This is a genomic window from Alistipes montrealensis (genome assembly GCF_018362775.1).
GTDB lineage: Bacteria > Bacteroidota > Bacteroidia > Bacteroidales > Rikenellaceae > Alistipes > Alistipes montrealensis.
Map to the genome: position 1 here is coordinate 589,322 of NZ_JAGYXY010000003.1, position 20,598 is coordinate 609,919.

A 20,598-nucleotide genomic window follows, 5' to 3' on the forward strand; every position below is an offset into this window, starting at 1 on the left:
ATTATAATTTATAATCCTCAAGAATATGAAACGTCATTACTTCCTTTTACTATTGTATAGTATCACAATTTTTAGCACAAAATACATCATCGCGCAGACGATGAACACACCTTCTGAAAGAACGGCTCTTACAGATAGCATCCTAATTGTCAAAGCACAGACAGCTTTACTAAAACATGGCCCCGACTATTATCAAAAAGGACAAAAACCATCAATTGCGCAAGAACCGATATCAAATGATATAACTCAATCATTATTGTATTGTGTTACTTTTCCAAATGATAAATTTGTTACGAAATACGGTGCAAAAGTTTATATTCGGGCAAACGGGAATGTAACAAATATCCTTTTCGGAAATGGCTTAGGATTCGATTTCACACGAGCGACTCCCCAAGAAATCGATAAACTTTACATGCCATTTCATCTTGGAGAGCGAGCCGCTATAGAAAGAATTGATAAAGGTCAAGCACCCGTTTCCGAGAAATCAATAAAATGGGACTCTATGGCGAAAGAACGAGAAAATCAACGACTTCAAAAGTTGAACGAGATTAAGAATTGATATAATGCTATGGGATAACTATATTAATCGAAGTATTACATGCTTTTTTTGCATTGTATTAATGGCATTTCCCTTAGCAGAAAAAATTAATCAGAGTATTATTTTCGGGAATTATCAATTTGTACTTATATTTTGGTGTTTCTGTGGATTATTATGTGCGGGATTACTCATCCCGCACTTTTTTCAAAACATAAGACCCAAGGTTATACATATTACACTCACTGATCTTTGGATTATTTGTTTTTTCACTATTGGAGTTATAAATGCATTTTACTCTTGCACTTCAGAAAATGATCCAGTTTTATATTGGACATGGGGAACTGTGCTCATGGGATATATTTTCATCCGCAATAATAATATTAACTCTCATCTTATTTTACATGTAATCGTCTGGGCTGGTATTCTGCAGGCCATTACTGTCATAAGTCAACAAATTGGAATAATATCCAGTAATCAAAAAATTTTTAAAATAACGGGCACTTTCTATAACCCAGGACCATTAGGAGGATTTCTTGCAATTTGCACTGTCATATCAAGTGGGATGGTTTTGGAATACCGGAAAAAGAATAAGATATTGGCAGCAATCTATATCATTGCATTTTTTTTTAATGGTTATGCATTGGTCCTTGCTGATTCTCGCGCTGCATATTTGGGGCTCATTACAGGTTTTTTGATTTTATTTTGGAATTTTTTGCCCAAGAAGATAAAGTATATGCATACTATTACAGGATTCTGCTTATCTGCATTATTCTTTATGCTGACTATATTTCTATCATATTATCGGCCTGATTCTGCAAAAGCTCGGTTACTAATTTGGAAAGTCTCGGTCAACATGATTGAAGATAAGCCAATTACAGGACATGGCATCGGCTCATTTAAGCAAAAATATATGCTTTATCAAGCAGACTATTTTGCGAAACAGCCAACCTCAGAATATGTTCAAGTCGCGGATAATGTGGCATATCCATATAATGAATTCATTCATATTTTTGTCGAGTTAGGAATCATCGGGGCTATACTTCTAATCATATTGTACGTATTTCTTTATTTGACTCCTGCTCTAAATCTGTCACAACGAATCATTCGCGGGGCATTTGCCTCTTTATCTGTATTTGGATTGTTTTCTTATCCAAGCGAGGTATATACACTATTATTTCTATATTTCGCATTAATAGGACTCATGCATAACAAAGTTTTGTTTTCGGTTTCTATATCATCTCGGTTACAAATAGTATTGCTTACAATGCCACTTTTACTATCTACCGTTGCTCTGGCAGATCTCAAATTCTATCATTCTGTATCCAAAATAATGAATCTATTTTTCTCGGGGTCAACGAAATCGGCAAATATTTTTTTTAAAACATATTACGAAAAACTAAGCCAAAACAAGACATTCAATTATTATTGGGCGACATATCTACAAGACAATCCTTCTTTAGAGGATCTACAGAAACTTCCAGCTAGTTGTGAGACATACTGTACGATCGGAACCCATTATACACTTGATTCTCTTTATAATAAAGCTGAAGAATATTATAAAATTGCCCATAATATGATTCCAACCCGACAACGGCCTTTATATTTATTGTGGAGACTCTCAATACAACAGAATGATTCACTACGGGCCATATCTCAAGCAAAAGCTTTGCTTGAGCAACCGTTAAAAACCGAATCATCACTTAACTTGAAAATAAAAGGCGAAGCTTTGCTTTTTTTGTCTCAAAAATCCGATAACTACAAATATCATGAATAAGCTACTACCACTTTTGACCATTGTTATTTTGGCCGGATCTTGTTGCAAAAAATATTCTCCTGAGATTCAGCAGGCATTGGTTGCAAGCCAGGATAACAGGTCAGAGATTGAATCGGTCCTTGAGCATTACCGAAATACTTCCAATCCTCAAAAATTGAAAGCTGCGGAGTTCCTCATCACCAATATGCCCGGTCACTATAGTTACAAAGGGGAACTATACGAATCATACAAAAACGAGTTATCCGGATTATATCCTGATATGAAATTTTATATACTGCATTACTTTGATAATCAATACCTATCATTTTATACCCGTACGTTGCAATTAGAGAAAATTGAAGATATCAAGACTCTATCTGCAGAATATATTATACAACATATCGATAATAAATTCAAATTAAAAGAGGTCGTTCCTTGGGGTAAGGATATATCATTCGAGAACTTCTGCGAATATGTACTACCTTATAGACAAAATAAAGAGAGCATTGACATATCCGATAACAATTCGCTGAGCGTATATATAAACAAAATTCAGGAGGCAGTTAAATATCCGATTTATAGTAATTACTCGATTTTATCACATCGAGGAACTATTATCAACAAAGTATTTGCATCTGATCAATATTATTATACCGAAACATTTCAACTACCAGCTCCCATTGGATTCTATAAAAAAGATTGTATATACACCGCCTATATTACTCAAGCTCGATTAAATTTACTTTGTATCCCAACAACCTTAGATTTTGCCTATTGGCCAGATCAAAACGGAAGTCATTACTGGAATTCAATTTTAGATCCTGAAATGGATCATCTTACCTTAAACGAGATAAATACAAAACATGCGGCTAAGGTTTATCGTATGTCGTTCTCGCATAATCCTTATCCAAACGACAAAATTAATGATGTCCCAGCGTTTTTTCAATCCCCGTTTATTAAAGATGTCACAGAACTATATTCTAAAAATGTCAGTATATCCTGCAATCTTCACATCTTGGACAAACAAAAACCTCAATATGCCTATCTGTGCGTATTCAATGAGTCGCAATGGATACCAATTGCATGGGGCGAAATTAAAAACAAAAATGCGACATTCAATAAAATGGGAGTAAACTCATTATACCTACCAATATACTATCATAACAAAAATGAAATTATTGCTGGTTATCCGTTTCATTTAACAGCCCAAAAGACAAAAACTAATTATATTCCGCAAAAGAATAAATTAATATCTGTTAAATTGAAAAGAAAATATCCTTTGAATGCAAATAAGTTAAGTTGGGCAGAATCCCTCGTTGGAATGAAACTAGAAGGTTCAAACCGTCCCGATTTCAAAGATGCAGAAACTATCGATTCTATAATTGCCCCTTTGTATGAACCCTTTTACGAATTAAAAAATTCAACAAGGAAAAAGTATCGTTATTGGAGAGTTAAAACCGACAAAAATACAAATGAAATTGCAGAACTATCCTTCTACAATCAAAATGATACGGTATATGGAACTCCAATATCAGCACTTATTAACTTATATTCAAAAGCTTATATAAAAACCGTTTTAAAAAAACAGGATTCGGATATGATTATGATAACAGGGAAAAGTCCAATAGGCCCGGCATTTGATGGGAATCAGCTCACATATATGAGAAATTGCGACTGGATAGGAATGGATATGAAAAAATCTGTTCATATTACTCATGCTCGATGTTCTCCTCGAAATGATGAGAATTATATCTATCCTGGCGATGAGTATGAATTATTTTATCAAGATTTAACCGGCTGGATTTCATTAGAAAAGAAACGGGCTACGAATTTTTACATCACTTTTGATAATATACCGTCTGGAGCCTTATATCTTCTTAAAAATAACTCACGCGGAAAAGAAATTCGTCCATTCATATACGATGAAAATATAGGGCCGATCTTTTTGTAATATTAATATACCAACGGCCTGAATTCTTCATTTGGCATAAAAACTCAGCAACTCATATTGTGCAATTTTTCAGAAATCTGATAATCAATTACGATAGCAATGGTATTAAAATAGAATATTATCCCAATTCGAAATTGTTGTTTGTTCCTTCAGCGTATTGCGAGGGAGAGGCAAAAACCACCAGGCAGGCGTAGCTGACAAATATTTCCGAACCGGGCTCCGGGCGTCCGGACCTGGAACTAGGCCGACGATCCTTGCCGCTGTCGCCGGGATTTCGGCTAACTTCGCATCCTTGTTGTGAGTGAGTAATACCGCTCTTCCCCGGACGGCGAGGACGCTTGCCGGACGAAGCCACCCGCGAGCGGTGATCCGGCGGCCAGGTCGCCGGGGCCTGCGCGAGTTCAGGGAGGGGGCCGTGCAGTAGGATCATAGATCCGCACGGCGATATGGCCGGGGCCGTTGTGAGCCGTATGCAAAGAAAAGGCCCTCGGAGCAATAACTCCGAGGGCCTAATGTTGAATAGTGAAGGGAAGAAGATCATCATGCACTCATACATCGGCGGATCTGGTCCATGTTTCGTTCCACCAGGTCAATGATCCTGTCATGGTATTTCGTCAATTTATTGCAGACTCCACGACTTTGCACGACCTGGAAGGTCTCCAGTGAGACCTCGACGGTCTCGATGTGCTCCTCGCCGATTTGCGCGGTAAGGATCAGTGAATGGGGCCGCGAATAGTAGTCGTTAGTGAAAACGCAATGGTGCATCAGCACTCCTTCCTGCAGATGCTCTGCGACGCTCTCGAGGACCCGTACCCGGATCGTACCATCCGCGAAGCTGATGCCGAAAAACCGGGATTTCAACTCCCGGAACTTTTCTTCAGCCTCCTGGGCCTGCTGCATCTTGCGCTGCAGCTCCTCTTTCTCCAGCCGTTCGTGCTTCTTACGCATCAGGCGGTCATGCTCTGCCTTGAGGTCCGCCGGGCAGACATACTGGACACTTAATACGTCTTTGTTGAAATACCGCAACAAGTCGATGTAGTCGCACCACATCGATGCATCCGGAATCATATAGCCCTGACGCATGCAAATCCGGATCGACGGCCAGTATCTCACATCGGAACATACATGACTCCGAATCTCGTGGGCCAACATCGGATACTGACCGTCCTTAAGTAAAGTCCCGGCCCGGCAGTTACCCAAGAGTGTCAGGAACAGGCGCAGCGGCGAAATCCCGTGCAGATCGCCACGGAACCCGTTACGCCTGAGCGCCGGGATAATCCATTTTCGGGGATAGATAAACCCCGGATTGATGTCGTAGCACATCTTATAGGGCCGAACCTCGAAATCGCTGCTCCAGCACCAACTATCCTGATACGTCGAGAACATAGGCCGCAGCCGGGCAATGGATACCACCTTACCGTCCGGCGTGATCCATAGCTGGACAACCTCTCGGCAATCATACCAGGCTTCGCGGCCAACATGCCGGATAACGTATATGTCAAAGAAGTGGATTACCTGACAGCCTCCGCTGGTTGTCAGGATGCAGTAATAGGCTTCGTCCCGCTTAAACCGGCGTTTTCGGGTCTCGATGATCTCGATCTTTTGACCGCAATGCGGGCAGACATAAGGGCCAGGCTTGAGAGCCTTGTCAAACCATTCGTAGCCGCACTCAAGGCAAGACGCCGTACCGGTTATCGTGTGGGATTAAATTTTTGTAACGACTCTATAAATTAGGATGTTACATCTTTGCATAAGAGAATAGGTAACGAGATAGCAACGGTTTATTTTCAACATCTTGCGCCCAAATACCGCAGTTCAAATAACCAATTACCTTATTAGTAAAAAATACGGATTTGACACCTGCAAAGCCTCGTCATTCGTATACGTAAGCACGCAAACGCTTCCGCGAAGTTCGGTGGATAGAATATCTTTCACCAGCGGCTCAATAAGATTTTCACTCTTATAACGGATCACTTTAATTTTTCCGTTATCAGTCTGTTGGGCGATAATCGGATTTTCTTTCAGTCGATGACGAATGCGTGTAACGAATTGATTCGTGAAATCGACGAGGTTGCTTTTGCTGCGAAAATTCTCAACCAGTTCGTATTTCATGGCTCCCTATTCCCGAATAAGCCTTTTGAAATATCGGGGGCTCGCATGCCGGAATTCATAAATACAATCATGGTGTAACGATTACCTCTTATCTTTTGGAGGAAATAAGACAAGAGTCCCATCTTTCAGTTTACGCCATGTTCCGGTTTGTTCAAGTTGCTTTCTTAATTGCTCAAACACCGTACGAGCCTTACGAAGTTCATTTTCTGCCTTTTCAAGCGACTCCTCTGATCCGCCTTGTCGTTTGATCTTTCCAACGGCATCTCTGGCAACCTTGCGAGCCTTATTCTTTGCGGTAAGCTCAGCCGGGAAAAATGCTTCTTGAATAACATGCGGTTTCACGTAAGTCTTTTCGGCCCATTCCAACCATTTTTCCTGTAAATCATAAAGTATCTGCGGATATTTCGCCGAAAGGTCATTCCGCTCGGAACGGTCGGCTTCAATGTCATACAACTCCCAATACAGGCCGTCAATATCCTTTACAGCCTTCCATTGTTTCCAACGCACATAACAATTGCTCTCATGTTCGCCGTAGATATATTCGTGAATCTCTGCTTTAGGGTCATAGACAGTGGGTATCATGCTCTTGCCGACCATAGGCTGTATCCGATTACCCGAATGGAATGTCTGCGGGTATGTCGCTCCGGACACATCAACCAATGTGGCCATAATGTCGGGCAGGAAACAGGTGTTGCGGCGGATTTCTCCATTGTATTCACTCAGTTTCTCCGGCCACGACATGATAAATGCCGTCGATATTCCGCCTTCGTATGCGCGCACCTTATATTTGCGGAATGGCGTATTGCTCACCTGAGCCCATGGCTTACCATAGGATATCACACCCGATTTTTCGGGATTATTGATTTGGCCGAAGGCTCCGCCACCACTCTCAGAGTAATTCTCGGCACAAGCACCGTTGTCCGTAAAGAATATGATTAGGGTATTATCTAATTTCCCGCTTTTTTCGAGGTAGCTGATGAGTTTGCCGACATTCTGATCCACACAACTGATCTGGGCGCCATAGACAGCCATGCGGTAGGCGCTCTCCTTGCGCTGCCGGGCGGTCAGTTCTGCCCATGAGCGGTTTTCCCACTCGGCAAGTCCCCAATTCTTATCGATGATGCCAAGTTTTACCATTTTGTCATAACGGGCCTGACGTATGGCTTCCCAGCCGACATCGTATTTGCCGACAAATTTGTCGATATCCGATTGTTTGGCATGAAGCGGCCAATGCGGAGCATTGTAGGCAAGGTAGAGGAAGAAAGGGTTGTCGTCCTCGCGGCTATCGATAAACTCCAGGGCTTTGTCAGTAAAAGCGTCGGTCGTGTAGTATTCGCTCTCGGGCGGTGGGAGCTGCTCGTTGTCGAGTGTCAGTCCGCGCTCTCCCGAAGGACGGAAATAACTCGTAGCGCCGGCCAGAATTCCATAAAAACGGTCAAATCCGCGTTGCAAAGGCCACTTTTCCTGCCCGATAAGGCCAACATGCCATTTGCCCGTCATATAGGTGTGATAACCTTCGGTTTTAAGCACCTCGGCAAAGGTCACGCAGTCGCGGTTCAGAGCGCCGCGGTATCCGTAGACGCCGTGGTCCATCTTCGACTTCTCACGGTTCATATCCTCACCATCTTCGGACATGCCGCCGATACCGGCCTGATGCGAATAGAGTCCTGTCAACAGGCTTGCTCTCGACGGACACGAGCGCCCCGTGTTGTAAAAATTCGTATAGCGCACACCTCGCTCGGCAAGACGGTCGATATTGGGCGTGGGAATCTCACTGCCGAAACAACCGATGTCGGAATAGCCCATATCATCAAGCATGATGACGATGATATTGGGCTTCCCGTTCGTTTGGGCGCTCTTCGCTGCCGCGGCTCCCAAAGGGAGAGTCACGGAAGAGAAGAGCGCCGCTCCCATCAGCATACGATTTTCTTTCGTAATCATAGCTTTTTCAAGCGTATGCAATTAATAGGCGCAAAGACAGAAGTCGAATTCGCCCTCTCTGTTAGGACCGCTACCGGTCTGGACCTCGATGACATTCTCACCCACAACAAGATGTTTGATGTGGTTGCTCAGATTGAAATGATTCAACTTGCTTGACCCCTTGTCATAGTTAATCCGTTCATAAGAACCCACCTCAACACCGTTAATCCATACGGTAAGGTGTCCCAAACCGCCGATAAACAACGATAGCACCTGCGGCATCTTCTCCACTTTGAAGGTTGACTTTGCCGTTATGGACGAATTGCGGTTCACGGGCAAAGGAAGTTCTCCGGGGACAAATTCAGTGGCACGGTCGCGGCGTGTGGGCGAATAGGCGGTCTTTGCCGTACCTACTCTCGAATCGGGAGTAAGCATAACAGGCTGTGCGGGTTGCAAGGAGTAGAGCTTGTTATGAAGGTTCTTTGCCTTTTCGACAGGAAGCTTGATGACTTCGCGGTCGTAGGTAATCATACCGTTGACCTCGCCCTCGACATCGGTAGTCTGCGTATATATGGCACCGCTCAACCCCTTCAGGACAAGGGGCTCAAGGTCGAAAATCAATTTGGCGTAGTCACGTGCCAAATCATCCTGTCCGTTCATGTTAGCATAACCCCAGTTCTGCATTTTCGGGTTCCACAGGTGACCCTCGACAGGAAGTCCCAAACCTCCGAACTCACCAATCACCTGTACTCGGTTGCCGATCTTCTCACGCGCGCACATTGCCACGTTGGGATAGTTGTGTATGTCGTACATAGGACCTGCATTGCGGTCTACCCATCCGCTAACACCATTTACAAGACGGCTCTTGTCGTAGTCTACAACCATGTCGACAACTCCCTTGGTGTTGTACTGCCCCCAGCCCTCGTTAAAGACACCCCAGCAGATGATACTGGGGAAAAAGCGAAGCCCGTCAATCATTGCCTTTAGCTCTGTCTCCCACTGTTTGGCACTCTTGGCCGGGCGATTCCAGTCGGTTTCACGACCTTGACGGACATGGGCTTCCGGCTTTTCCGAAAGGCGGAAGCCCGAAGGCATATCCTGCCAGATAAGCAGACCCAACTTGTCGGCGTGGTAGTAGTAGAGCGCGGGCTCGACCTTGATATGTTTGCGCAGCGTGTTATATCCGAGCAATTTGAGTACCTCCATGTCATACTTCATGGCATCGACAGAAGGTGGCGTGCAGAGTCCGTCAGGCCACCATCCCTGGTCGAGTGTACCCATCTGAAAGAGGAACTCGTTGTTCAGATACATGCGATTGGTGCCGAACTCGTCCTCTTGTGCAGCAATCTTGCGCATGGCAAAATAAGAGGAGACCTTGTCCGTCTGCTTGCCTCCCGAGGTGAGTGTCATGTCGAAAGTATAGAGGTTCGGATGAGAGGGACTCCACAGCTGCATGTCCGAGATGGAGAAAACCAGCTCCTCATCTGCAGCAAACTCCTTGTTTGCCACGGCCTTGCCTGCAGGGTCATAGATGTTGACAGCCACTTTGTCGCCGGTCGTTGTGCCGATAAAAGTTGTTTTAAGAGTTATGCTCTTGTTGTCGATATCGGCCAGGGGAACAATCTTCTCGATACGGCTGTTTGAAACGGGTTCGAGCCATACGGTCTGCCAGATACCCGAAATCGGCGTGTACCATATACGGCCGGTCTTTATCTGTTGTTTGCCGCGAGCCTGATCGCCCTCTTCGGTGGGGTCGATTACGGCAACGACTATTTTCTGTTTCGCTCCCCTCTTCAGGAATGGCGTGATGTCGAAACTGAATGAATCGTATCCGCCTTTATGGCTACCCACAAGACGGTCGTTCACCCAAACGGTTGCCTGATAATCGACCGCACCAAAATGAAGGATTATGTTTTTATCTTTCCATGACGCATCGATAGAGAATTCGGTACAATACCACAATTTATCGGTGGGATTGAAGCGTTTGCCGACACCCGACAGAGCCGATTCAATCGCAAATGGCACCAGAATATGACCATCCCAGTAAGACGGAGTTTTCTTGACGAATTCATCCGTTACTGCATAATCCCACAGACCGTTGAGATTTTGCCACTGTTCGCGTACCAGCTGAGGACGCGGATATTCTTGCCACACGTTTTCGGGTGTCACTGACTTTCCCCAGCGAGTCATCAGCCGATTCCCGGCAGGAGCCCAATCATCGGCAGAAACAGTCGAAAAGGCAAAACACAAAATGGCTGATATTAAAAGAATCTTCTTCATTGTTTTAAGGTATTTATGTTTAATGTGTCAGGCGACTTATGTATGAAATCACTATTTATCCACGCCCCACTCTTCATTCGGTGTCTCACCCATAAAGAGTTCCAGTGTTGCGCCTGCCGCAATGTCTGAAAAGTCGAGGTAGCACTTTTTGTATTCCACTCCATTAAGCATGGCCTTTTGTATGTATATGTTTTCGGGGCTGTTGTCATATGCTATAACGGTAAACTTTTCACCCGAAGCATATCGGTTGTCGAGCGAAAACTCCACCCTGTCGAACACGGGACTGGTGATTTCCATACGCGTATCACCCGGACACCATGGGTGTATTCCCGATGCCGCCAGGACATACCATGCCGACATCTGTCCGGCATCCTCGTTGCCTACGATACCGGTTGCGACATCGTTCAAATAGGCATTCCGGCATATCACGCGACTCCATTTCTGTGTATTCCATGGCTCCCCCAAGAGGTTGAAGAGGAATGGGACGGCGTGTACAGGTTCGTTGGCGTGATTGTAATAGTCGTTCCATCTAAAGTCCGGCGGTGTCTTTTCAAAGAACTCGGTCAGATGCGCCAAAGTCCTCTCTCGTCCACCCATAAGTTGCTTCAATCCCTCCAGATCGTGTGGAACAAACCACCCTTGCTGATACGGAGTGCTTTCTATACACCCGTACCACTCTTCAGTGATTCCTTTTTCCGGCCACGGTTCCCACGAACCGTCTGCCTTGCGCGGTCTGAACCACCCCTTTTCGGTATCAAAAAGGTTTCTGTAAGCCAGACTCTTTTCGGCGAAGAGGACAGCATCGTCCTCTTTACCCAAAGCGGCAGCCAAACGTGAAATACACCAGTCGGTATAGGCATATTCAAATGTCATTGACATACTGCGGCGAGGAGGTGCTGCGGTGTAACCCAGCGAATCGTTGCCGAAGAGTGCCGATGTTTTGACGGCATAGCGATATGCCTTTTCAACATCAAATGTGCGTATTCCCTTTACCCAGGAGTCGGCCAGTAGCGAGAGAGCCGGATTGCCTATCATACAACCTGAATAGGAATTGGCTATTTCCCAACGCTCGAAGTATTCGCGGCCACTCTGTTCAGCCATTGTAACAAGCGAGTTGATCTGGTCACTGACAAGTTCGGGATTGATAATGGTCTGCAGCGGGAATTGACTGCGGAAAACATCCCACCCGCTGAAAATAGTTCGCTTTGTGAATGTCGCATCCTTGGGATATATCTTCAAATCTCCTCCGATATATCGTCCGTCAACGTCGGTATAGATTCTCGGATCGATCATCGTACGATAGAGGGCGGTGTAGAAAATCACCTTCTCGTCGTGAGTACCCCCCGATATCTTTATCCGGCTGAGTTCCTTGTTCCACAACTCATGCGCTGATGCTTTCACACACTCGAAATCGAGATCGGCAATCTCGGCGTTAAAGTTTTTCTCGGCACCCTCGGCATCGACATAGGAGATACCCACCTTCAGATCAACCTCCTCGCCTTCGGTAGTTGAAAACTCGGTGTAAAAGCCCAGATGCTTGCCTTGAATCTCATCGACACCGGTAATCCGCGGAGCTTGTGAAACGCGCGTAAGATAGGGAATACTTACCACTTTATTACGCTTACGGCTCCAATTATCAGGAATTTCAGCACTCCAGAAGCCATACTTTTCGAGCGGCTTGCTGAAGCGTGCAAAGAAGTGGAGCGTATAGTTCACGCCGCCTTTTCCGTCACCCCATCCGCCACCTTCGGGCGTACATTTTATCCACCCTCGGATTGTATGGTCGTCGACCACCTTAACATACTGCTCGGTGGATGTTCCGCCGACACGGCGTGCCAGGTCGATCTGTATGCGCGAGCAGTCGTTTCCGGGGAAGGTGAATTTCAGCATACCGCAACGTGGTGTGGCTGTTGTCTCTACGCGAATATCGTAGTCGGTCAACTTCACACTGTAATATCCTGCTGTGGCCGTTTCGCTCTTTTTGTCATAGTGCGAACGGTAACCGCCGATCGAACCGTCCTCCTTGCCTGCTATGGTTTGGAGCTCGCCGGTTGTCGGCATCACCAGAAAATTGCCCAAATCACCGAACCATCCCACGCCGCTCATCTGATTCACGGCAAAACCCTCGATGGTCTTGTGTTCATAGCTGTAACCCGGGCTGTTGTCGCCCCCGGTTATGGTGTTCGGGCTGACCTGCACCATGCCGTAGGGCGTTGTCGCCCCCGGAAATGTCTTGCCCATACCGTGATAGACACCCGCTGAACTGGTGCTGGTGCTCGCTCCGATAAAGGGGTTCACATAATCGGCCGGAGAGAGTGTCTCACTTTTCGCTCCACACGCCGAAAATGTCAATGCAGAGAGCAGCAAAGCCAATGTCTTAAAACATTTCATTTTATTCATAGGGTTTGTTCAACAACTCTTTCGTAATGTCGTACATCGTCTTTCCCTTATACGGACCTGTGATAAGCGTGATGGATTCACGCGCATCCCATTCGTCCTGGATAATAGGATAAACATACGTGAACCCCATTGTCAGCTGCTTGGGATAGATCTCGTTGCAGTAGACATCGGCCTGCTGATCGGGCGACAACTTCATGAACGTATGCATCGGCTCGGGATAGTCGATATAGAAGTGATACTCCTTTAAGTTCTTATAACTCTTAAACTTCTCGAGTGATGTTTCATTGACCGTCCAATTATCTTTATTTATATTGAAATCGCCATAGTCGATGTTCGGGTCATTTGTGTTGATGTTTCCCGTGAAGTTCACGCCGATCTTCTCGTATCCTATCTCGCGCAGGCGCTTGAACATGGCATCACGCTGCTCGGGAGTAGTCTCGTCGCAGTAGAAGGTCCATACATCAAGGTTTATGTTGCGTATGGGGCGCACCAGGGGCAAGTCATAGAGATTCTGCGCCGAATCCCAGAAGAGCTTCTCGCTGTTCCATGCCTTTGTCAGCCAGTTCAGGTTGAGTTTCGGAATGATGTAACAGTTCTCGCCGCCGGCCAGAATCGCCGCATTGAGAAACTCGAGAATCGTCATCGGCGGATATCCCCGGCGCACAGGGACGAGTTCGTCGGGGTCCTGTTTTCCCGTTACGAAACGCTCCAGGCAGTCGGGTTTCAGGTCCTCGATAATTTCGAGGATGTCCTGCGCCGTGTAGTCTTTTCTCAATCCGTGGGCCTTGTTGGCCATCCAGTGCTCCGATTTGTAAGGGTCGCCCAGCACAATCATGCGTACAATCTTTTCGGGCTTGTATGTCGGCTCAGGAGTAGGTTTTTCGGGTTCGGAGGGCTGCTCCGGATTTTGCTCCTCAGGCGGAGCCGGTTCACTGTCGGACGAGCCGCAGCAGGTCAAAAACAGCAATGCAGAGAACAGCAAAGCTAATGTTTTAAAACATTTCATTTTATTCATAAGGTTTGTTCAACAATTCTTTTGTGATGTCATACATCGTCTTGTCTTTATACGGACCTGTTACGAGCGTGATATGCTAATATCCTGCGCCGTATAGTCCTTTTTCAGTTCACGCTCCCTTGTCGGCCATCCAATGATGCTCCGGGCAGCAGTTGCCCGACACGATCATGCGGACCTCCTTCTCCGGCTTGTAGCCCGGTTCCGGAGTTTCACCTCCGGAACCGGGCGGTGTAGTCGGAGTCAAATCTTCATCCGATGAGTATCCAATTTTTTATCGTTCTTACACAACGGATGGCAACAGGGTTGTTTTTCGAATAATCGGTTTTTATTTTGTTTTACTTTGCCTCGACTCTCACGCAACGGATGGCCTTAGAGTGTTCGCGGGCATGGAATCCGAATATGGTTTGTGACTTGGCGTTACCTGTTGCACCTTGGCCAATTTGCAGCAGGCCAACCTTTCCTGCGTCGTTAACACATCCGTCCTTCGTGTGCATGAAGGCAGCCGTCGGACCGCATTCATTACCACCGGTATTACCGTTGTTACCCCTCTGTGCAGAGGTGGGACCCATACGCATCGCGCTCCAAACATCGGTGAGTGTTATGGCGGATTCAATATTGGTTGTCGGAACTGTATTTTCCACAAGTGTTTTACCTGTAACACGCTCGATCATATCCTTCCATTGAGCCTTGGTCGGAATATCGTATCCTGCGGGGCAGGGATTCTCCGACCATGCCGAACCGGTCTTATTGATATTGATGGCAGTTGTCCATCCAAAAGGCGTAAGCTGAGTCCAGGCAGGCATATTCCATGTGTAGGACGGCGTTGTATAACCCCACTGATAAAGACCTCCGGCCTTTTGCCACAGATAGGTCTTGTCCAAAGTATTGTTTTTCGGGTCGAGCGAATCTTCCGCTTCTGCCTGCGTGTAAGGTGCACGCGAGTTGAGGTTGCGGTCGAGCAGGTAATAGATGCCCGATGTTCCCTCGATCGGGTCGAGCTCGTGGTAAACCAAGTCGGTGCAATCTTTCACGGTCGACGATGTGCGGTTCACAAAATAGGGGTCCGAAATATTCACATCGAAGAGATACTCGCGGCCTGTGACAGGTGTGCGGAACGAAGCCTCCTTGTCGTAGACACTTGTACCCTTGTCATTCGTGGCCTCGGGGCGAACCCAATAAACAGTCCCGGGAGTAAGACCGGTGAGCAACACGGTGAAGGAGTTGTCATCGACAAGTTCCGTATCCGACGTAACAACCACATTGGTGAGAGCATCGGGAGCAGTTCCCCAGTAAACCTTGCAAGAGGCAAGATCCAGCGAGGTGTCGATACCGGCTGTCAGCACACAGGTGACGAGTGCCGAAGTCGGGGTTACATTTGCCACACGATAGTCATACTTCAAGGATGTAAACTCCACTGCGGGAATGCTTAAATCCATGGTCGAGAAAGACATCGTAGCACCATAGGCTGTCTCGGCGTCAGGCTCACCCTCGCGGACACTAACCCAACTCTTGTAGTAGTAGGTCGTGTTGAAGTCCAATCCTTCAAGGGCATAGACGAACAGACCTGCCTCGTCGCACTCGGTGACCTCGTAGACATGTTCCTCCAAATCGCTCTCGCTCGTCGAGAAACAGAATCCGAAACGTGCATTTTCATCACCGGCATCGGAGTCGATTTTACCGTTCAACTTTCCGGTACGGGTCGTAACGGAGGTAGCCTCAAGGCTCGATACCATGGCCGGAGGTGTCGGTGCGGTGGTGAAAGAGTCCTTATTACCAATGGCTTCAGGCATCAGGTAGACGTAATCGGCATAGGGGCGATAGATGCCTATCTGAACATAGGGTACATAGTTATAAGTTGTGGCTCCGCGAAGTCCCAGAACGGACACGGTGATGCTCTCGCCTTCGGTTAGTGCCTGCTTCTCCTCCTCGGTGGCGTTGTAGGAGGTTTTGGTTGCCGTTTCCAGCGAACCTTCGCCGTCCTTCCAGTAGTAGACACCCAGGTCGTAAACCTTGAACATCTGCGATTCGAGACCCATCAGATTGTCGGTTCCGAAGTTGCCGAGTTTCAGAGTTACGGTTGCCTCCTTATAACTCTCGACAGCTGCACTCGCAACGGGAGGCATTGCGGACTCGACATCGAGGTAGTCGGGCAGGAAATTCATTTCCTCGCCGATGCGCCATGTGCCGTCAGACAGCTCGACAAAAGCCACATAATGACAGGGTGTTCCGATTTCAAGATCTTTGAGCGTGCAATCGAACAGACCGTCCTCAACACCTTCGACATCAATGCGCGTAACTTCATCAGGATCGAAATTGCCGCTCGCAGCCTGTTCCCGATCTATCGCGGAGTTGGAGAACAGAAAACCCCGACAGGCAACCGTCTCGCTGTTTTGGCGCAATCGTCCCTGCAATACGGCATTTTCCAAAGATACACTCACGGGAGCCAATGTTTCGACTGAAGCCGCGCTCCAGACCTGCTCACCATCCGTAGTGTCATCGCTGCATGACCACATCATCAGAGCGGCCGCAGCAAACAGGATGAATAAAAATCTATTTTTCATGGTTGGTTACTTCTTAAATGTCCTCTTCTGTTGTAATCTCTTCCTTGCGGATACACCTTACCGGTCGGGCGGAGTAGCGGTTGGCATTGCCAAAGGCAACCGTACCTGTGGGCGGCGTCTTGATACGCATGATTATTCCCTCTTTATTGCCGGTAGGATGCGGACCCTTAAGCCAGATTTCACAAGCCGTGGGGTCGGTGTTGTTGAGCAGGTTTCCATTGGCATGGGTACGACCTCCTGTTGCTCCGAAACGCATGGCCTTAAAAAGTTTGGGCATGGTCTGGTCGGCTTCAATCGGTTGGAGAGTCGCAAGAATGTCGGTCATCTCCTCCTGCGTCGGCAGGTCATAACCCGGAGGGCAGACCTTCTGTTCCCAAGTCGTTCCCGTTTCATTCATCACCGGATCGGTGAAATAGGATGCCGTATTGGTCCAGTTGTGAGGTGATGCCGTTATCTGGCCGGTGACTTTCATGTCGGGCGTCGAAGAAGGAATCGGACGGTCGAACTGATAGTAGTAACCGGCTGCCTCGAAGAGCTCGGGATACTCTGCCGACTGGGCGAAAGATTTGTTATAGAACGATTCGCCGTATGGCATTGTAGCTCCGATATTGCGGTCGAGTATGTAGTAGACGGCAGTCGACGATGTAACGGGGTCGAGTTCGTAATAGAGCAGGTCGGTATTACTCAAAATCATGTTGTTATAGGTCGGCGTGAGTCTCTTCGAGGCATCGAAACAATAGAGTTTTCCGCCATTGATAGCCGTGTGTGCCGCGTATACCGCGTCCGTAACAGCTTCACCCTTGCTATTGACTGCAAAGGGCTTGTAGTAAACGACTCCTCCACCCTCTACGGATGTGAGTTCGGCGGAGAAAGCGTTATACATACCGTCAAGAGCTGCCTCTGCTGTCACCTCCAGCTTGTTGGTCACGGCATCGGGTGTAAGACCCCAGTAGAAGCCCTTCGAGGTAACGACGTCACCGCCATCGGAGATCATTTTGGCGCGCAACCGGAGCGATGAGGTTGAGAAGTGCTTCACGCGGAAATCATATTCATAGGGATAGTCGCCCAAAACAGGGACACCGGGAGCGGCCGTCGTGAAGCTCTTCACGATGCTGCTGACAGCACGACCCGCATTGTTCTCTGCAAAGGAGCTGAAATAGTAGGTCGTCGAGGGTGTAAGATTCTGAATAAAGAGGCTGAACAGCTTGACTACTCCTGCCGAAAGATTGTCGGCATAGAGGCTGTTTTCCAAATTATCCGCACTTGTGCCGTACACGATGCCATACTTCACCAGCGGGTCCTTGCCGTTGTCATCGAGCATACCGTGGGCCGTAAACGATGTCGGCGTAATATCCATCGCTTCCAACGTCGTAGCAGCGGGAAGCTCAAGCTCTGCGGTGCGGAAAGCAGCCTGGTCGGACTTCACCTCTTCGCCATAGGAAAACCACTTGCCTGAATTGAAATTTACGAGTGTCCGAATCGCAATACGGTAGTTGTATGTCGTATTGGGTTCGAGGTTTTCCAGCGTATATGTAATCTTGGCCTTCGGGTCGGCATAGGATGAGGCGACAGCCTCACCAATCGAGTAGAATTGTGCGCTCTCCTCGACATCACCCTCCAGCCAGTAGTAGATACCGCAGTCGGCCAGTTTCACAGCAGCGAGCCTCTTCTCTGCATTGGTCAGAGCCTCGTCGCCGATTGTGGAGGCCTTCGACTCGACAGAGACCGTACGGCCGTCGACCGCTGTGACGGTTCCGGTCGGTTTGCCGGGAGCAACAATCATAATCGAGTCGGTCATGAAGCGGATTTCGCGGCCGAAAACACGCTCACCCGATGTATGCTCAACAAAAGCCTTTACGTAATAGTCGCTCTTGCGTTCCAGATCCTTTACGCGCAGAGAGAAGATACCGGGGTTGACACCATCTGCCAGATATTCCGTTCCGGGGTTGGTATCCGTAAGCGGGTCCTCCGAGAATACAAATCCCAGAGCCGACGCACCTTTTGGTGTGGAGGTGTATTGTCCTTGAAGGACGGCACTGTCGTAGAAGACATCTTTTGCCTGCAAAGTAACAATCTCGGCAGAGGAGGAAACACCACTCAAATCCTCATCCTCCGCGCATCCCCACAAAGCGAGGATTGCCAATGTATAATACAAATATCTTTTCATAGCCTTATGATATTAATAACCCGGGTTTTGGTAAAAGGTTTCCTTGTTGGCCGCCATATCAATCTCGCGAATCGGTATGGGGAACAAATAGTGGCGGTTGAAGTCGAATTGCGGCGGAAGCAGACTCGATGAACTCAACAGACGATTGGGTACCAGCGTGTGCAGCTGTCCCGTACGCGAGAGATCGAACCAACGCTGGAATTCAAAGCACAACTCGCAGGCACGCTGTGTCAGCACTTCGTCGTAGGTTAGTGTCTCAACCGTGTAGTCCACCAGACAACGGGCTCGCTTTGCATCGCAATCCTTTTCTGCCCATTCCAGGTGTGCCAGCAGCTCCGCATTGGAGGGGTCCTGTTCCACAGCCAGTTTTGCCTGTTCGACAATCGCCTCGTAAGGTGCCATTGTCTTTTCAAGCATTTCCGCTTCGGTATAGAATTGACCGGTAGCCTCGTTCACACCCCGGGCTCGTGGCAGCAGCATGGTGTTCATGATGTTGAGTGACTCTTGGGTAGCGACGCCATGATTGTAGAGAATGTCTGCCTCGATGCGCATGAGCAGAATATCGGCATAACGCATCAGAATCAGATTGTTGGGGCAGTTGTTGTTGGCGAACTCCATCTCCTCCTGCCAATAGGTCGAGGGGTCGCTGCTTATACCCCAGCGATACTTGCTGACACCCATATTCATAGCCGCCGAACTGAGCAGACTGCGTTGCAGTGAATCGGGATCGTCGGAATCGAGGTTCACGGGTTCATTGGTGTTATTAATCTTTTGAGTGCTGATGTAATTCAGCGATTTGGGAAGCAAAGTGCCGCTCTCGAATGTCACGCGATAGTCGGCGATGCTCCACAAGCGGCGCGAATCTCCCAACCTGAAGTAGCGGTAGAAACCCGGAACAGGACGATATGTGCTCTGACCTACCAGGCAATTGGTCTGGTTGGCATTGTTATTACCTTCGGGAACCACGCCGAAGAGCTTGGACCAATTGCTGCCCATGTTGGATTCGCTGCTGAACTGCAACTCCCACATCGACTCCGCACAGTTCTTCTTTGTGATAAGGAAGATGTCGCTGTAATTCGGCATCAGGGAGTATGCACCAGAGGCAATGATTTCATCGCACAGCGAACGGCAGTTGGCAAAGAGTATCTCCGGGTCCCAGGGGAGGGTCCGATACTCGTCGATGGGTTGCGGACGTCGCAGTATCGAAGTACCCAGCGTAAGGAACACTTTGGCAAGTAAGCCTTTGGCTGTCCATATACTTGCATGAGAGGGATGGCACGATTCGGGCAGTACACCCTTTTGCGTGGCAAATGCCAAATCGTCAAAGATTACCTGATAAATTTTCTCGATAGGCTCACGCACGGCGTTGAAATTAAAATCGTCCCCCTCCGTCTCATCGAGAATCAAGGGGATGCGACCGAAGAACTGTACCAAGCGAAAATAGCAGAAAGCACGTATCGTCTTCGCCTCGCCAATGACACGGTTTTTGTCCTCTTCGGTTATTCCGGGAACAGTCGGAGCGCGGTTGATGATGATATTCGCACGCTGGATAACCTGATAGTGGAAACGCCAGGTTTGGCTTATAGGCGTGTAACTCGACGAGTGTTCGTAACGGTCGGCCAATGACTGGGTGTTATTAGCCATGCTGACATAGATTTCGTCTGTTCCGACGGCACCAAGAGTGCGGGAATCGTTCATATAGATGGAACGCAGGTTGTGATAAACGCCCAGCAAACCGGCATTCAATTCATCCATATTATTGTAAAAATCACGCATGGCATACTTGGAGAGTGACTCCTCTTCAAGCCAAGAAGTACACGATGTGGAGAATACCATCATCGCAGCCATCGCAATAAAGCCTTTTATGGAAGATATTATATTGATTTTCATATCTGTAATTG

The 20,598-nt window shown here is 47.5% G+C and carries 13 protein-coding genes; 3 read left to right on the top strand and 10 right to left on the bottom strand.

Translation table 11 applies throughout. The features are described 5' to 3' along the window. Window positions 1-25: 25 nt before the first annotated feature. From KG007_RS08625 to KG007_RS08635, 3 genes are all read left to right on the top strand, one after another. Window positions 26-559: a hypothetical protein gene (locus tag KG007_RS08625; RefSeq protein WP_213348182.1), complete on the top strand. Its 534-nt coding sequence runs from the start codon at window positions 26-28 to the stop codon at window positions 557-559. A gap of 61 nt (window positions 560-620) precedes the next feature. Next, window positions 621-2,312: an O-antigen ligase family protein gene (locus tag KG007_RS08630; RefSeq protein ID WP_213348183.1), complete on the top strand. Its 1,692-nt coding sequence runs from the start codon at window positions 621-623 to the stop codon at window positions 2,310-2,312. Then, on the top strand, window positions 2,305-4,242 hold the full coding sequence (locus KG007_RS08635) for a hypothetical protein (RefSeq protein WP_213348185.1): 1,938 nt from the start codon (window positions 2,305-2,307) through the stop codon (window positions 4,240-4,242). The genes KG007_RS08630 and KG007_RS08635 overlap by 8 nt, the downstream gene beginning before the upstream one ends. Before the next feature lie 540 nt (window positions 4,243-4,782). On the opposite strand, the gene KG007_RS08640 is transcribed toward KG007_RS08635, so the two are convergent. From KG007_RS08640 to KG007_RS08680, 10 genes are all read right to left on the bottom strand, one after another. Next, a complete protein-coding gene (locus KG007_RS08640) occupies window positions 4,783-5,355 on the bottom strand; it encodes a PcfJ domain-containing protein (RefSeq protein ID WP_213348187.1) in 573 nt (190 codons plus the stop codon). A gap of 714 nt (window positions 5,356-6,069) precedes the next feature. Then, window positions 6,070-6,354 (bottom strand): 3'-5' exonuclease, encoded by a 285-nt coding sequence (locus KG007_RS08645; RefSeq protein ID WP_213348190.1) that lies wholly within the window; start codon window positions 6,352-6,354, stop codon window positions 6,070-6,072. Window positions 6,355-6,435: 81 nt separating this feature from the next. Next, entirely contained in the window at window positions 6,436-8,295 is a 1,860-nt protein-coding gene (locus KG007_RS08650) for a sulfatase-like hydrolase/transferase (protein WP_394369661.1), read from the bottom strand. Window positions 8,296-8,316: 21 nt separating this feature from the next. Next, a complete protein-coding gene (locus KG007_RS08655; protein ID WP_213348192.1) occupies window positions 8,317-10,554 on the bottom strand; it encodes a glycoside hydrolase family 2 protein in 2,238 nt (745 codons plus the stop codon). Between the two features lie 51 nt (window positions 10,555-10,605). After that, complete coding sequence (locus tag KG007_RS08660; protein WP_213348194.1) at window positions 10,606-12,954, bottom strand: GH92 family glycosyl hydrolase; 2,349 nt, start codon at window positions 12,952-12,954, stop codon at window positions 10,606-10,608. Then, complete coding sequence (locus tag KG007_RS08665; protein ID WP_213348195.1) at window positions 12,947-13,960, bottom strand: hypothetical protein; 1,014 nt, start codon at window positions 13,958-13,960, stop codon at window positions 12,947-12,949. The genes KG007_RS08660 and KG007_RS08665 overlap by 8 nt, the downstream gene beginning before the upstream one ends. Before the next feature lie 118 nt (window positions 13,961-14,078). Further along, on the bottom strand, window positions 14,079-14,213 hold the full coding sequence (locus tag KG007_RS14050; RefSeq protein WP_262897746.1) for a hypothetical protein: 135 nt from the start codon (window positions 14,211-14,213) through the stop codon (window positions 14,079-14,081). A 91-nt stretch (window positions 14,214-14,304) separates the two neighbouring features. Beyond that, a complete protein-coding gene (locus KG007_RS08670; protein WP_213348197.1) occupies window positions 14,305-16,530 on the bottom strand; it encodes a fibronectin type III domain-containing protein in 2,226 nt (741 codons plus the stop codon). Between the two features lie 13 nt (window positions 16,531-16,543). Next, complete coding sequence (locus KG007_RS08675) at window positions 16,544-18,595, bottom strand: fibronectin type III domain-containing protein (protein ID WP_213348199.1); 2,052 nt, start codon at window positions 18,593-18,595, stop codon at window positions 16,544-16,546. Window positions 18,596-18,709: 114 nt separating this feature from the next. Beyond that, window positions 18,710-20,587: a RagB/SusD family nutrient uptake outer membrane protein gene (locus KG007_RS08680; RefSeq protein WP_213348201.1), complete on the bottom strand. Its 1,878-nt coding sequence runs from the start codon at window positions 20,585-20,587 to the stop codon at window positions 18,710-18,712. Window positions 20,588-20,598: the final 11 nt, after the last annotated feature.